This window comes from Proteus sp. PR00208 (assembly GCF_016238545.1).
Taxonomy (GTDB): Bacteria; Pseudomonadota; Gammaproteobacteria; order Enterobacterales; family Enterobacteriaceae; genus Proteus.
On sequence record NZ_JAEHQE010000010.1, the window covers coordinates 49814 to 66606 of the forward strand.

General features: G+C 36.0%; 11 protein-coding genes. 6 read left to right on the forward strand and 5 right to left on the reverse strand.

The features are described from left to right. Nucleotides 1-11: 11 nt before the first annotated feature. Nucleotides 12-3059 (reverse strand): formate dehydrogenase-N subunit alpha, encoded by a 3048-nt coding sequence (gene fdnG, locus JEP36_RS08835; protein ID WP_198620283.1) that lies wholly within the window; start codon nt 3057-3059, stop codon nt 12-14. A 178-nt stretch (nt 3060-3237) separates the two neighbouring features. Between fdnG and fdhD the strand changes: the two genes are divergently transcribed. Further along, nucleotides 3238-4068 carry a formate dehydrogenase accessory sulfurtransferase FdhD gene (gene fdhD / locus JEP36_RS08840; RefSeq protein WP_198630095.1) on the forward strand — a complete coding sequence of 277 codons (831 nt, stop codon included), beginning with the start codon at nt 3238-3240 and terminating at the stop codon, nt 4066-4068. Between the two features lie 71 nt (nt 4069-4139). On the opposite strand, the gene JEP36_RS08845 is transcribed toward fdhD, so the two are convergent. Next, the gene (locus JEP36_RS08845) at nt 4140-5003 is read right to left on the reverse strand and encodes an ATP-grasp fold amidoligase family protein (protein ID WP_198620285.1); all 864 of its coding nucleotides are present in this window, start codon (nt 5001-5003) and stop codon (nt 4140-4142) included. Nucleotides 5004-5258: 255 nt separating this feature from the next. Further along, nucleotides 5259-5795, reverse strand: coding sequence for a UmoA family flagellar biogenesis regulator (gene umoA / locus JEP36_RS08850; protein WP_109373348.1), 537 nt, complete (start codon nt 5793-5795; stop codon nt 5259-5261). Nucleotides 5796-6020: 225 nt separating this feature from the next. Between umoA and JEP36_RS08855 the strand changes: the two genes are divergently transcribed. The 5 genes from JEP36_RS08855 (at nt 6021) to JEP36_RS08875 (ending at nt 13574) form a co-directional block, all read left to right on the forward strand. Then, nucleotides 6021-6908 (forward strand): LysR family transcriptional regulator, encoded by an 888-nt coding sequence (locus JEP36_RS08855; RefSeq protein WP_198630096.1) that lies wholly within the window; start codon nt 6021-6023, stop codon nt 6906-6908. Between the two features lie 422 nt (nt 6909-7330). Further along, nucleotides 7331-8107: a Slam-dependent surface lipoprotein gene (locus JEP36_RS08860; protein ID WP_198630097.1), complete on the forward strand. Its 777-nt coding sequence runs from the start codon at nt 7331-7333 to the stop codon at nt 8105-8107. Nucleotides 8108-8292: 185 nt separating this feature from the next. After that, complete coding sequence (locus tag JEP36_RS08865; RefSeq protein ID WP_198630098.1) at nt 8293-9657, forward strand: surface lipoprotein assembly modifier; 1365 nt, start codon at nt 8293-8295, stop codon at nt 9655-9657. Nucleotides 9658-9698: 41 nt separating this feature from the next. After that, nucleotides 9699-12752: a TonB-dependent receptor domain-containing protein gene (locus JEP36_RS08870; RefSeq protein WP_198630099.1), complete on the forward strand. Its 3054-nt coding sequence runs from the start codon at nt 9699-9701 to the stop codon at nt 12750-12752. A 27-nt stretch (nt 12753-12779) separates the two neighbouring features. After that, on the forward strand, nt 12780-13574 hold the full coding sequence (locus JEP36_RS08875; RefSeq protein WP_198620289.1) for an energy transducer TonB: 795 nt from the start codon (nt 12780-12782) through the stop codon (nt 13572-13574). A gap of 60 nt (nt 13575-13634) precedes the next feature. Here JEP36_RS08875 and JEP36_RS08880 read toward each other — a convergent pair whose 3' ends face one another. Further along, nucleotides 13635-15596: a hypothetical protein gene (locus JEP36_RS08880; RefSeq protein WP_198620290.1), complete on the reverse strand. Its 1962-nt coding sequence runs from the start codon at nt 15594-15596 to the stop codon at nt 13635-13637. 22 nt (nt 15597-15618) lie between these two features. Beyond that, entirely contained in the window at nt 15619-16548 is a 930-nt protein-coding gene (locus JEP36_RS08885; protein WP_109373354.1) for a metallophosphoesterase, read from the reverse strand. Nucleotides 16549-16793: the final 245 nt, after the last annotated feature.

Here is a 16793-nt window from a genome sequence, read left to right on the forward strand (position 1 = left end):
AATTTATCTCCTTACACCTTTTCCACATTAACAAGGAACGCTTTAAACTCAGGCGTTTGTGTATTCGCATCACCCACGAATGGCGTTAACGTATTCGCAATAAAGCCTTTCACTGCAACACCTTCAAAGCCCCAGTGAATAGGAATACCAATGGTATCCACTTTGCGCCCATCAACATCAAGGGTTCTAATACGTTTAGTGACTACCGCTTTGGCTTTGATATAACCACGTTTTGAGCTGACTTTAACGGTATCGCCTTGAACAATGCCTTTTTCTGCGGCTAAACGCTCACCAATTTCAATAAATTGTTGTGGCTGAATAATCGCATTTAAGCGCGCGTGCTTAGTCCAGAAGTGGAAATGCTCTGTCAGACGATAAGTTGTACCGACATATGGGAAATCTTCTGCTTTACCCATATCTTCCCAGTCATCTTTAAAGATACGCGCAGCTGGGTTTGAAACCACATTCGGGTGCAGTGGGTTAGTACCCAATGGTGTTTCAATTGGCTCATAGTGTTCAGGGAATGGACCTTCTGCCATCTTATCGATAGCAAACAGACGTCCCATACCTTCCGGCTGCATAATAAATGGCCCTACATCAGAACCCGGTGCAGCGTTGCTATAGTCAGGTACATCAATACCTGTCCATTTGCTGCCATCCCATTCGATTAATTTACGTTTAGGATCCCAAGGTTGACCTTGTGGGTCTGCCGATGCGCGGTTATAAATAATGCGACGGTTAAGAGGCCATGCCCATGCCCAACCTAATGTGTTACCCAACCCTGATGGATCTGAGTTATCACGGTTAGCCATTTGGTTACCTTTCTCTGTCCAGCTACCTGCGAAGATCCAACAGCCACTTGCTGTTGTACCATCATCACGTAACTGAGCAAACGAGCTAAGCAGTTGACCTTTTTTCAGAATGATATTGCCATCAGCGTCTTTTAAATCGACTAATGCTCTACCATTACTTTCTTGTGCAACTTCTGCAGATGTTGGATTATCAGGATCAAAGTAATCCCAAGTCATATTCAACACCTGTTCTGGCATCGCACCGCCTTCCTCTTTATAGAGTTGGCGTAAACGATGGAAAATACCAGATAAAATCTCAGCATCAGGGATAGCAACACCTGGTGCATCACCGCCTTTCCAGTGCCACTGTAACCAGCGACCAGAGTTAACGATAGAACCGTCTTCTTCTGCGAAACAGGTTGTTGGTAGACGGAAGACTTCGGTCTGAATATCTTCTGTTTTAACGTCGTTCTCTTCACCGTGATTCTGCCAAAAACACGCTGTTTCAGTGTTTAGCGGATCCATAGTGATAAGGAATTTCAGTTTTGATAATGAACGAATAACTTTGTTCTTATTCGGGAATGAGGCAACAGGGTTAAAGCCTTGGCAGATATAGCCATTAACTTCACCTTTATCCATCATCTCGAAATATTGCAGAACATCGTAAGGTTTATCCCACTTAGGTAATAGTGAGAAGCCCCAATCATTATCACGTTGAGCATTATCGCCATAGAATGTCTTCATCATGCTGACGAAGAATTTAGGATAATTGCCCCAGTAGTTAACTTGTCCCGGTACTGTCGCTTTTGGCGTATTTGCAGCTAAGTAGGTTTCTAATGAAGTCTGCTTTTCAGAAGGCAGCGTCATATAGCCTGGTAAGCTTTGAGATAATAGGCCGAGGTCAGTTAAGCCTTGAATATTGGAGTGACCACGTAGTGCGTTAACACCGCCACCAGCCATACCCATATTACCTAACAGTAATTGGATCATTGCCATGGTACGAATGTTTTGAGCACCAACGGTATGTTGAGTCCAGCCTAATGCATACAGGAAAGATGCTGTTTTATCTTTCGCTGCTGTTTCAGCAATATATTCACAGACTTTTAAGAAATCATCTTTTGGTGTACCACAAATCTGAGTAACTACATCAGGCGTGTAGCGGCTAACGTGTTGTTTTAACAGATTCCAGACACAACGAGGATGTTGTAATGTGGTGTCGCGTTTTGCGAAACCATTTTCATCCATCTCGTAGTTCCAAGTGGTTTTGTCGTATTTACGTTTTTCAGCGTCATAGCCACTGAATAGACCATCGTCAAAATGATAGTCTTCACGGACAATCAAGCTGGCGTTGGTATAGGCCTCAACGTATTCTTTTTGATATTTCTTATTTTCGAGCAGGTATAAGATAACGCCCGATAAGAACGTAATATCAGTACCAGAACGAATAGGCGTATAGAAATCCGCAACAGCCGCAGTACGGGTGAAGCGAGGATCAATAACAATTAGCTTGGCGTTATTATGGATTTTAGCTTCCATAGCCCAGCGGAATCCCACAGGGTGTGCTTCTGCCGCATTACCGCCCATAACGACGATAAGGTTGGCATTTTTCATATCAACCCAGTGGTTGGTCATCGCACCGCGACCAAATGTTGGAGCAAGACTTGCTACCGTTGGTCCGTGTCAGACACGCGCTTGGTTATCGACAGCCAGCATCCCAAGAGCTCTTGAGAATTTCTGAGTTAAAAACCCAGTTTCATTGCTTGCTGCAGAGGCGCAAAGCATACCCGTTGTTAACCAACGGTTGACTTCAACACCTTCTTTATTGAATTTCTGGAAGTTGGCATCGCGGTCTTTTTTGATTAAGCGCGCAATACGATCAAACGTTTCTTCCCATGAGAGTTTTACCCATTTATCCGAGCCGGGTGCACGGTATTCAGGGTGTTTTAAACGACCTTCACTGTGGATGAAATCCACAAGACCAGCACCTTTAGGGCATAATGCACCGCGGTTTACTGGATGGTCTGAGTCACCTTCAATATGGAATATTGTTTCTTTTGCGTTTTTCGCGCCATCGCCCAGACTATACATTAATAGTCCACAACCGACAGAACAGTACGTACAGGTATTGCGGGTTTCGCGGGCTCTCAGTAATTTATACTGACGTGAGCCTGCTAGCGCAACTGCTGGTGCAAAACCGAGCGCCGCCGCTGTAGTACCTGCCATACCGCCAGCACAGATCTTAAAGAACTGTCTTCTGCTGACCTGCATGGGGTCTCTCCTCATCATACATTGCTTTTACTGACTCTGATTTTCTTCACGAAAATGGAGCTGATTGTTTTTTTATTCCTATTATCCTTAATAGGATCAGGTTCATTGCCTGATAGGTAGTGTAAAATCGTTTTACCCGTATTGTTATTATGTATTAATAAATTTAGGAATTCATCTTATGGATGAAACAAAATCGACAAAATTGTTAACTAAACGTGTAATCATTGGCGTAGATCAAACAATTGTGCAACACAAAGGATCGCTTAGCATACAAGAAGACGATTATATTGCACTCGAAGTTCCTGTTGCATTAGTGTACAACGGAATCTCTCACGTTGTTATGATGGCAAGCCCTAAAAATTTAGAGTTGTTCGCTGTCGGATTTTCTTTATCCGAGGGCATTATAGAGTCTTCTAATGAAATTCGCAGTATTGAAATTGTGGAAAGTTGTAACGGAGGCATTGAAGTTCAAGTTGAATTATCAAGCCGACGCTTTATGGGATTAAAAGAGCGGCGCCGCAATATGACAGGACGTACTGGCTGTGGTATTTGTGGAACTGAACAGCTAGAAGAGATTTTCCGACCTATTACACCGTTACCTTTTACACAAACGTTCTCACTTTCAAATCTTGATAAAGCCTTAGAGCAGATGACAACCGTTCAAGAAATCGGTGAGCTAACGGGTTGTACACATGCTGCTGTTTGGTTGTCGCCAGAAGGTGAAATGCAAGGAGGATGTGAAGATGTCGGGCGTCATGTCGCACTTGATAAGCTTTTAGGTATGAAAGCACAAGAAAAGTGGCATGAAGGCGCGGTATTGGTCTCAAGCCGAGCAAGCTATGAAATGGTACAAAAAGCGGCTATGTGTGGTGCAGAAATTTTATTTGCTGTTTCTGCTGCGACCTCTTTGGCGGTTGACGTTGCTAATAAATATAATGTTACGCTGGTGGGGTTTTGCCGTCGCGGAAGAGCTACGGTCTTTACTCATCCACAACGACTGACTGACTAAATAAAATGAAAAATTTAAAAACAGGTGTAATCTTTTTATGTAACGATTGGCACCTGTTTAATTTTTCTTTTTTATGGCCACAATGCCCCTAACTTGTAATCCCACTCTTTAGGTTTGATGGGGATACGTCCTGCATTTGGGGTAAAGGTCATTTCACTAAAGATAAGCCTATTCTCAGACATTAAAAAATCAACTCGACAATAATTAAAGTCATTTGCCATTTTAGCGGCTAATTGCAACATATTTTTAAATTGAATTGGTTTTTCAACAAGTTCTGGTGTGTTGGGATCTTCTAATGTGATGGGTTGTAACTGCCAATTTGTATCATATACATTTATATACTCATTCCCTTTGGTATCAGAAAGATCAATTTCAGCATAATGAGGCTGACCATTAAAACAGTGAAGACGACAAGTCGTTGGTATCATTGGATTTTGTGTGTCAAATAAATCAATATATTCTTCACAGATGATTTGAGCTTTGATATTTTTATAATGCCATTCACGCGTGACGGGATAGAGATTACGTTTTAAATGAAATTGAAGCTTTTTCTTTGCTTTTTCAAAATCAAACGTTGCTTTATCAAGGCAGATAATTGTACTACCACTATCATGATTACATTTGAGTACAAAACGTGAAGGAAGTTGAGTGATATCGATTTCATCAGGATGAGAATAGGTGTTAATGATAGGAACCAGATAGTGTGGGCCAATCTTTTCTATTACATAATCTCTGACTTTGATTTTATCTGCTAAGCGCGTATAAATTGGGTTTCTATCGAATAACATACGTGCATTGATTTTTTCATTAAGTGACGTTGGTTTTTTAAAGTTTGGTTGATAGCCTAAGTTACGAATAAACTTATTCTTTAAATACACTCGATCAGGTAATGCGATAGTTCGAAACTGTTTGAAGTAGTATTCTATGATTTTCATAAGCTAATGATTATTTTAAATAGATAAGTGAAATAAAAACTAATTTTTCTGTGAGTTAAACTTCTATCTAAAGAAATAATTAAATTAAATAGAAATTAAGAGAATAATGTCAGTTATTGATATGCTGATATTTTTTATTTATATAAAATTAGAAAGTATTAACGTGGGTTAATATTCAAAATACTTATTTTAATAAAAGGAAAAATGACGACATTAAGAGAGAGTTAATAAAAAGGAATATTGATTAAGAATATATTAATTTGATGACCATTTAGTTATATGAATTGGTTTATCCCAATTATTAAAGCGTAATCCTTTACCGGTTCTATTTCCGTGAGCATCTAATATCTCATAGTACTCTTCAACGATTTGGCTACGACCACGTTGCCATTCATTGGTTGTTGCAAAAGGATCAATTAAATAGATATCACCGACAACAGTATATAACTCACCTAAATAGCGAACTTTTTTTGTACTACTATTTGAATAGTGAGAAAACATAATTTGGTAGGTTTTATAGTGTTCAGGCTGACCATAAGGGCCATATTTCATTGCAATATAACGGATACCTTGAGGATCAGAATGGCTTGCACCACCTGGAACAGGCATATCTGGCGTGATATTAAAAAGAGTATATCGAGAGGTTGCGGTCGGTTGTCTTAATGCTTGTCGATAACTTTGCGTATCAAGCCTAGAAGATCCCCATGTTCTATCCACCAGTCCATCTCCTGAATAACAAGAGAACGATAATCCTAATAATGAAAGAATTATAAATAGGGACTTAGCAGACATAAATACTCCTTGATTGCCATTATGATGCCAAAAAATAAGGTATTTGTTCCGTGAAACAGAGATGTATAACCCTGTTATTTCTAGCTGTTATCTTATTTCATTCCAAAAGGTTATCAAAAGTAAAGAATAAGTGCTTATCAATGCATTTTTTGGTTATTAATTTTATTAATTTATTTTATGTTAGAATAATAATAAAGGAAAATAATGTAGGATTAATGATTAATCATGGATACACGTTTATTGAACGCATTTGTTGTTTTAGCGGAAACAGAACATTTTGGTGAAGCCTCATTAAAGCTTTGTATTAGCCAGCCGGCACTCACTAAACAAATAAAAACGCTGGAATCTCAATTAGGTATCACTCTTTTTCAACGTGGACGTCATGGTGCAAAATTAACGCCTGAAGGTCAGTATTTACTGAATCAATCTCAATCAGTTTTGAGAGAAGCTCGAGTTCTAGAAAAACAGGCTCGTCAATTAAGTGAACCCCAAAAAGCAGAACTTTATGCAGGATTGAGTTTATCCTCATTAAATTTTATTACACCAGTATTGGCAAAATTTAATCACGCTCACCCTGATATTACCGTCCATATTGATGATATGCCTTCTAACAAAATGGAAGATAAGTTGCTTTTAGGTGAGCTTGATCTTGCATTTTCACGCTTACCCGTTACAGCGCCATTAAAAGGTATTTCATTAGTACAAGAGCGATTGATGTTAGCAATCCCCACGCAAACTATTCGGGTGTTAGAGGTTGATGATGATCCATTACACTACTTTAATACGCTTGGGCTTATTCAGTTGGTGCCTGAAAAAGGAAAAAAACTGCATCAACAAATCGATGATTTTTTGCAGCATCATCAAATCAAACCCCGTGTATTACAGCAATCGCAAGATATTCAAACGCAGTTAGCGTTAGTTGCTGCTGGATTAGGAATGGCATTGGTGCCTAAAAATGCAGAACTTATTTGTGACAAGCAAAAAGTCACTTTATTGCCGCTATCGGGTTTGTATACACAATGGAAAATAGGTGTTATTTGGAATAATAATATTCAGAATAAAGATCGTGATATTTTTATAAAAATAATTTCTGAGGAAATAAATAAAATATAATGAATAAAAAAAGGTTTTAATTTTAATTATGATTATATTTTCAATATATAACTTATAATAAAGCTAAGATACCTAATAAATATTAATTAGTTTTAAAAGAAATAAAGATAAATAATTGCGAGTTTGTTCACAAAAATAAACATGGAATATTTGTTGTTTTTTTATGTGTTTAAATAAAAAATTAAGTTAAATCATTTAATTAATTTAATTCTCCTCATATAAGTAGGGTTAATTAAAATCTTTTTAATTAAAATGTGTTATTTACAATAAAAGCGATTTATTTAATATTACCTACGCCAGAAACAGCAAGCTTTATATTCGAAAGTGAAGCTGTAAAGATAAAATATGAATATCTCTGTAAGTGGCTACTTGTTATTTATAATAAGTAGCCACACCCTCAAACAAATAATATGGAAATTATTATGAAGAAACTGAATAAATTAATGGGTGCACTGTTTATATTAATGGGCACTCATGCTGTACAAGCAGAAATCCATTCTAATCAAAGCGGATCATTAAACACCATGAGTGTAGGTGCGACGGATGCAATACAGTATGGTCCTCATAAAACAGTGGCTGGAGAACCCGGTGTTGGTATTAGTGGTATAGGGGGAGGTAAAAAAATTGGTTTTGCTTCTTTAGCGAGAGGTGTTGCTGATGGTAATAGTGTTCATACTATTCAAACTAATAATACTCATAGAGATATGGGCGTTTTTCATTTTGCTAAAATCACGGATGCTAATGTCTATTTTGGTGACTGGGCAAAAACAACATCAGCAACGGATGCGACACATCAAACCTATTATGTCGGTAAAGATGTGACAACCACATTACCGACAGATAGTGCGACTTATACGGTAACAGGTATGAGTCAATACACTGGTAGTAACCTACTTTCAGGTACGTTTGATGTTGATTTTTCACAAAAGAAAATCGAAGGTTCATTAGCGAATAGCCAACGCACAGTTGAGTTAGAAGGTGGAAATCTTTATACCGCAAATAACCAAGTAACGTTTTCTGCAGATGCGAAAGAAGGCACAACATCAGGGGTTGTTGAAGGTGCTTTCTTTGGTGAAAGCGCAGAAGTGTTAGCGGGTATTGTGGTGTTTAGTTCGGATCACACAAAAGATATCGGTTTTGGTGGTACGAAAAATAGCAGTGAAAGTGAAGAAACAACAGCAAGCACGGATGCTTCTTAATTTTTTCAAAAATAATATTATAAATTTGTTTGGTAATACAATCGGTTAATTCTTTTAAAAGTGGTATTAGTGGTCATTAAGCTAAATGTTAGCAACAGATAATCTGGTATAGGGTTATCTGTTTTTTTTTATCAAAAATAAATCAATCTTAAGGGATAGGTCGGTTTTTATTATAAGGATATACCATGAATTATTATCGACTTTTAATAAGACGGTTATTGGCTTTACTACTCATTTTATTATCATTGAATAGTATGGCGATAGAAAATAATGATAAATTATTGCGTGAGCAATTTAATAAAAGAAGTGTCGCGGAAATTGGTCAGCAACTTTATCACTATTTGCAACAACAGCAGTGGCAGAAAGCAGAAAAATTACTGCTTTATTATCAACAGCTGCCTCAATATGAAGTCTTACTTGTCAATTATGCAAAGGCGTTACTGGCACAAAACAGAGGCGATTTTTTAAATGCTGAATTTTATTATCAGCAGCAACTTAAACAAAAAGCCGATTTTATCCCAGCTCAAACAGGGTTAATTCAGCTTTATTTTCATTTGCGAGAATATAAAAAAGCACAAGTACAACTCAATCAACTGAGCAATGTGGTTGATTTACCTAAAGATATTATCCACTCTATTGAGTTTTATAGGGTTAAGTTAGCCTCTTATTTTCAAGGCCAACGTTTCTATCAACTTAGCTTCTTTTATGATGATAATATTAACCATGCTCCTGATTTACCTGAGCAAATCGTCTCTCAATCTACTCAAAGAAAAATAACACTAAGAGGTGCTAAACCCATTGCATCAACAGGCCTTACTCATTATTTTTCTTTTTATCAACCTGTTATCATTTATTCTTACCATACTTTTTCTTCTTATAATTATGTACGATATATAGATTATCACTCTCATCGTAGCGCTAATTTTTTTGCATTATATACACAACTGGGTTATCGCTATCAAAAACCTCAATATCAATGGTTAATGACACCTTATTACGAAATAAAAAAATCACAAACTCAATATGAATATCAAGCATGGGGAAATGAAACACAATTTTTTTATTTTATTAATAAAAAGCAAACTATTAATTTAGCTTTTGATTATAAAATAAAGAAATATCAAATAGCGTTAAATAATTTAAATAGTCAGCGACTTAGTTATAGTGCTAATCATAACTATTATTTAAATAATAGAGTGCATTTAGTTAATCAATTAAATTATCAATCAGGTCGTAAAAAAAACACTTTATTAAATTATCAGCTGTATGGTATAAAAACAGGCGTTTATTATCCATTGTTAGAAAATTGGCAAGTATCTCTTTTTTTACAATATCAATTTAAACACTTTAATAATTATAATCCTTTATTAAAAAAGAGAAGAAAAGACAATAGCTTTGTTTTTACAACTAATATTAAAAATAAATCACCCTTTATTTTAGGGTTTTACCCCGCAATAGAATTACGTTATACCCGAAGATTAAGCAATGTGGATTGGTTATATCAGTATCAGCAACATGAAGTGTTATTTAAATTAGAAAAACAATTTTAATTAAATAAGTTACTTCCTTTATCAATTGAATAGGTAAAACAATGCATATAATGCTTTTTAGAAAGCGGAAAATTGTTTCAATCTTCGTTTCTCTCTCGCTATTTTCCCCTTGCTTTTATCTGCAAGCCAAAGAAGATAAAACCGATCTTGGTCATATTCAAATTTCAGATAATAAAGAAAAAGATAAACAAGGGTATGCTCAAGTGTATGAAAAAGATGTCTCTAATGTTTATTTAGGCAAAGAACTATTAGAGCGTTATCAAGGGGTATCACCAGCGGACTTACTAAAAAGTGCAATTGGGGTTTATAGTGGTGAAGCGCGTAATGGTGGGGCGCTTGACCCGAATATTCGCGGTATTCAAGGGCAAGGGCGAATTCCTGTTACTGTTGATGGGACAGAGCAAGCGATTACTGTTTATCGTGGGTATAGTGGTGCTTCTAATCGTAACTATATTGATTCTAATCTGATTAGTAGTATCTATATTGAAAAAGGTCCTTCATTAACCCCAGATATGAAAACAGGTATTGGTGGTGGTATTGCAATAAAAACCCTAGATATCCGTGATATTGTGCCTGTAGGTGACTCTTTTGGTATTAATTTTAAAGGGGATATGAGTAATAACGCTACACGGTATAAAGAAGTCTATTTAGATATGCTAGGAGATTACCGAAGTTATTCTCACTTCTATCATGAGGGAATAAAAATAATTGATCCTGCCTTAGAAATAACACCTCAAAAGAATAAAGCTTTGAGTTTTCATGATCATTCATTTCGTCTAGGTGTTGGGTTTGAAAAAGAAAAATTTAATTTATTATTTGCTTATGCACTACGAGAAAAAGGAAATTATTTAGCAGGAAAAAGAAATACAAAAGCCTATCTCGAAACCGATGATATGAAATCAATTCATTCTAATGATTATAAAGCAAGGTTAACACCTTATGTTCCTTTTATTGCCCATATTTATAGCCCCGGTAATGAAGTCCCTAATACATCTAGTCGTAATCGTTCCTTTTTAGTTAAAGGAGCATTATTCCCTGAATCAGCGCATCGTTTTTCCATTAATTACCGATACACTGACTTACTGTTTGGCGATATTATGCCATTACGATTAGAGTGGGCTCGTTACGAAAAAAATTTAGTAACTCAATGGCCATTAGCAACGATTAATCAACAGGCGGGAATATTAACTTATCAGTGGAAGCCAGAAGATAAGAAAGCGGATTTACTGTTACGGTTATGGGGTAATTTAACGTCTGGGCATACCAATACTCGTGGTGGTGAACCAAGAAGGCCTGTGCAGATTGATTATGACAAACGATTTTTTAATACATCACAATGGGATTTAAAAACAAATACTCACTTTATTGATACGGCTTCTCTTTACCAAGAAAATAATCGTTATGGTATTGATTTATCTTCGATATTTAAATTATCACCTCAATTTTCCATTTCATTTTCAAGTAACTATCAATTTGAAAAGTTAGATAGCGATGAAATTGAATTACCAGATAGATTTGATTTTGTTACCGCTGGGCGTGGTGGGCAACGCCATGAAATTAATTTAGCCCTTTCCACAGATTGGAAACCGCTTTCTTGGTTGGTCATTACTGCTGGCGGCAAATATCACTATTATCATTTAACAGATACTTTTTTAAATAATAAGCGGAAAAATAAAGTAAAGGGTTATGAGAAATCTCCCTCAATAAGAGGCTTTATTCTTCCTTATCGACGTACATTAACTGCGGAGGAGTATTTATTATATAGAGCACTTCACCAGATTGATGTGGAGACGTTACCTGAAGAGCTTAAAAATTATCGACGTTATCCAGAAATAGACAAAAAAATGCGTGAGTTTTTACAATCTAAATTTGTTTATCCTGAATATGAAAAATTATCACCTGAAATAAAAGAAAAGATTATTAATAGTAATGAAGTTAAAAGAATTCAGATTGATATGATGCAAGAAGATTTTCTTCGTGATGAACAAGGAAATCTCAATATACAATCTTCTCAAGAACGTCCTATGCTCACGGAATATACCGTCATACTTTATGACAAAAATGGCGAATTATCCAAAAGCAACAATATGTTCTTAAATGGTCATCTTAATACTAATGAAAAAGTACCCGATCCAATTACAGGTAAACGAGTTAATAAATATGAAATGGGTGTGACAAATCCAATCCCTATTTATCTTGATGATGATAAAGATAAATTTGCACCTGAGCCTAGCTATCAACATGGGGCATTTTCACCTCTAGTTTCTGCGACGGTGTATGCCAACGAGATATTACGTTTTTATGGACGCTATACTGAGCAACTGCGTTTACCTAATTTATTTGAAGATACTAGCGGGTTTTCAGGCTCTAAAGCTCGTTATTACGGTTTTAAATTAAAACCAGAACGCGCCAAAAGTACAGAGTTTGGGGTCGTGTTTGATTTTACCGATTGGCTTAATATAGAGCGCCATGCTGACGTTAAAATTAATTATTTTTATACCAATATTGAAAATGTGTTTGATAGAGATGCGAATTGGCAAATTAGGCAATTTGAAAAGCAAAAATTAGAAGGGTTGGAAGTTCAAGCGCGTTTTGATAACGGTTTTATCTTTATGGATACCGCTCTTGTTTATAGTCATAAAAATAAGGTATGCGATAAAAATGCTTTTAGTAACTATGATCCCTTTGGTTTCTTGGGTATTAAAGAGTGTATGACAGGGGGGTATCCCGGTGGTTTTTTACGTACCTCTATTCAGCCTAAATATTCAGTTAATTTACATTTAGGGACTCGTTGGTTAGATAATAAATTAGAAATAGGTAGCCGTTGGCTCTATTCATCAGAAGTAGAAAATAAAGATGAAAAATGGCTAAAAGAAAAATTACCAAGAGAAATGTATGGCAGAAATAATAACCCGATGCGTTGGGCAAAAGTCTTTACCGTTGATGCCTATATTAACTATCAATATAGCCCTAATTTATCTTTTGAAATAACGGGCAGTAATTTATTAAACGAATATTACATTGATCCATTAACGCGATCAGGTATGCCTGCACCAGGAAGAACGTTCCGATTCGGTGTGACTGCACAATTTTAATTAAAAGAGAGTAAGGAGCTTTTATTTATGTTGGCACTTTCTGTCAGGCATCCGTTTAATATTTATTATTGGCTAATAGGGATATCGTTAGTTTATATCGCCATATTAAGTTGGGTGTTACGTTCACTTTCTATGACAGAAAGTGCGCACCATATTCATCAGCAACAAGAAAATACATTATCTGTCTATCAAGTGGTATTTTCACCACCTCAACAATCGACAGTCGTGCCGGAGCCTTTAGTGGAAACGGAACCTCAAGAAACGCCCATTGTTTTACCCAGTGCAGAAAAAGGAGAGTTTGTTGAAGCTCCAAAGAAAATACCTGAAAAACCCAAAGAAAAACCTATACCCATAAAACCAATCACACCAGTGAAAAAGCCTGTGGTACAAAAAAAAGTAGAGCCAATAAAACAGCGTGATTTAGAAAACCAAATAGCACAAACGACATCTGAATCATCGGCAGAAAGCTTAACGCAACATACTGCAAGCTCGTTAGCAGGAAGAAGTCACGCATTAAGCGAGAAAGGGATAGGGCAAGGTGAATCTGACAATCACTATATTAGTTCACTGCGTCGAGAAATAGAGCGCCATAAACGTTATCCCTCACAAGCGCGTCGCATGCAACATGAAGGTCAGGTAGTGGTGAGTTTTTCACTAACATCAGAAGGTGCGGTTTCAAGGGTTGAGATAGAAAGTACTTCAGGTATTTCTTCTCTTGATAATGCGGCCATTGCGGCGGTTAAACGCGTAAAACCCATTGGCCCTAAACCCGAAGGCCTATTGAACCCTTTAATTGTTGCATTAGATTTTCAATTAAATTAATGAGCTAACGAAAACACCTAAGCGTGATTTTGACTTAGGTGTTTTTATTAGAATTGATGGCTAAAACAGCACAGTAATATCCGCTAATACCGTATCAGGTTTAGAAAAGTGTAAATAAAAATAAAGATTGGATTCGTTTTCACGTATGAATAAATAGTCTAATTCAAGCTGATAAGTACGAAAATAGGCTTTGTTATTTGTTACTGGATGATTAAGTAGAGGCGTTATTTTATAAACGACATTGTCCTGATTTAGGCCAAGTGAAAATGTATTTGAAGCAATTAAGGTACCGTTAATGGCATTACCTGTTCTCACTGAAACTGAAAGTGACTGTTCACTTTCAGCTGCACACTGTAATAACACCTTCATTTTTTGTGAATTATCTGTTTTTCCAATAGTTTCTTCTGAAGGCAAGCAAAAATAGGCTTCTTGATTTAACAAAATACAATTTTTACCTACCAGCATATCACTATACCCATACTGAGCTTTACTTAGTTGCGTATCAAACCCATGATTTAAATCCAGTTCGTAACTTTTTTGTGGTATTGGTAAGTGGTTTTTAGTTTCTAGCGTAAGAGATGCATAACCGTCATAAAAACGGAATATAGGTGCCGATTCTGTTAGCCAAGCACCAGAATCATCATGGCATTGTTTGCCATTATGTCGGCTTAAATAAAGGTTTACGCCATTAAAACAGTAACCAGGAATATTGAGATAAGACTTGTTCTCGCGACCGCCTTGACCAATGGTAAAACTATTATTGTTTACGTCATCAAGTACCATATAGTGTAATGCGCCCCAAGGGGTGTCAGAAATATAACGTACAGAAGGTAAAATTTGATTGGGTGATAAATATGACTTACTGCTATCTGGCGTAAAAAAGGTTTCTGTTTTTAATACATCACGGCTATCACCGGTTACACCATAACAGCCTTCATATTGAGAACTATCTGCTATTTTTTCAATACTTAAGTAGTTGTGTTTAATACGAATAACGGCATCAATATGAGAATAGGTTTCGATACTCTGTAACATTGATGTTCGGTGTAATATATCTTTGCCTATATCAAAATAAGCTTTGTAATAGCTGATTTTAGGATCATGGCTATAATCGTTTCCATATAGCTCTAAGCTATTCCAACGAGAAAAAGGAGTGTTAAATTCGATTTCAAAACTCTTTTTTATCCAAGTCTGATAAAAAGATAATCCTGATATATAAATACCAGATAAAAAGGTATTACTTTTATTGTAATCATCTTTAAATACACCAGAGGTTTGCTGATAAATTGTAGTGTGAATAGCACTATTAAATTTATCTATACTTTCTCTTAATGTTTTTAGATTGCTTTTAAAGTAATTATCACTTAACTCGAGTTTATCTTTATTGGTGAGAATATCGTAGTGTGCCGCAACAAAAAGGGCGCAACAGTGACAATAAAAAGGTAAGCCTGCTGATTGCGCTAAATTTAATACTAAGGGTTGTTGAGAAACAATAGTAGTAATGACATCATCAAAACGGTTGAGTACTTGTTCCCGTAAATCTTGTTTTTGTTGAGCCGAATAACGCATTGTGGGATCAAGATAACGAGCAAGTGAATCAGAAAATAACTGATAAACGTCAGATATTCCCTCTGTGGTAAGTTTGATTATCTTAACGTTATTATCAGCGATTTTAGCGTCAATAATACGAGAGACATGTTCGATAATTTGATTAGCTAACGAACTATCTTTCATATTTTTATTCATCAAACCAAAGAGCGCAGAGGTGATTTTTGATAATGCACCACCGACAACAGGGATTAAGCCAATAATATGCCCGATGACGGTTTGCCCTACAATCATGGGGGCATTTAAAGGATCTTGCTCATTGAATTTATCTACAATGGTGGGTAAGACATTACTGTTGCGGTTAATCATATCCAACATACCTTCTTGGAGTTCTTGGTAGTCGATACAGATTAATGGCTGTGTTGCGGGTAGTGATGAAGGACTAATGGCGACTTTTAATGGGTTTAAATACATAACAAACACTCCTTGTTTAAAATTAGTTCCATTGTTCGATTAATTGAGGTTGTCCTGATAGTCCGTTATAAACAGCAATAGAGAGTTGTGAGCCATTAACTCCAACAGATAAGTAATCCCCTTTAAATAAAGCGCCACTGTTATAAACGGGAACATCACCAAATATTTCACTACCACCATAACGGTTATCTTGCCCAACATAATGCGTATGGCCGACGAACACCGCTTTCACGCCATAATGCTCAAGCATATATTTAAAGAATGAGAGTTCTTCTTGTGAGGAGTTTTCAGGAAAATGTTGGTGACCATCATGAAAGTTTAAAATAATAGTTTTATTGCGATTCCGTGCTTGGATTAAATCTTTTTCTAACCAATCAATAGAGTCTGTCACATTAATGGTCGATGCTGCCCAGTGGTCGAGTACGACATGATAAGTGGGATAATTTTGTAATTGGACAAAATGAATATCGCCATATTCCCACGAATACGCTTTACTGCCTGAATATTCGCTACTGTCATATCTAAAATTACCTGAAGTCGAATAACCACGGTATTCTTCAATACGATAATGCATATCAAATACCATGCCTCGCGCACAAGCATTCATACTTAAATCAGAATTACTGGGTTCAGAGCAATCACCCACGTTATTTTGATAATCGTGATTACCAAGACCAACATAAGTAATAAACCCTAAGGGGGAAGGGGCAAAAAAAGAGCGAAAACTTTCACGTTGATAACGGCGACCAAACTCTGTCAAATCACCATTAATAATGCCAAAAACAAAAGATTTTTCATGGTGTAATAATTGAATACTATCCCTTACTTTTTTTATCGTTGATTCCCAACGAGATTGATCATCATTAGGATCATTATTATCTAAGTCTAGCCTCCAAGGCTGAGGATCTGACATCACGATAATATTGTAGTTTGTTGATTGTGTTGCACTCATAATTAATTTCCTTTTAAATGTGTCTTTCTCCCTTTATTTTTTGACGGAAATTTAAAATAAGCACAATATTAAATATTGTTAGTTAATTATAATTTTAATAACAAATGTCTTTATTTTTATCATTTTAAATGACCAATATATGATTTTTTAAATATAAATTATCTTCTAATTAAATTAATTTAAAATATCAATATTAGCGCTTATGGATATACCTTAGATTGATTTTAGATAATGTCTTTTGAGGA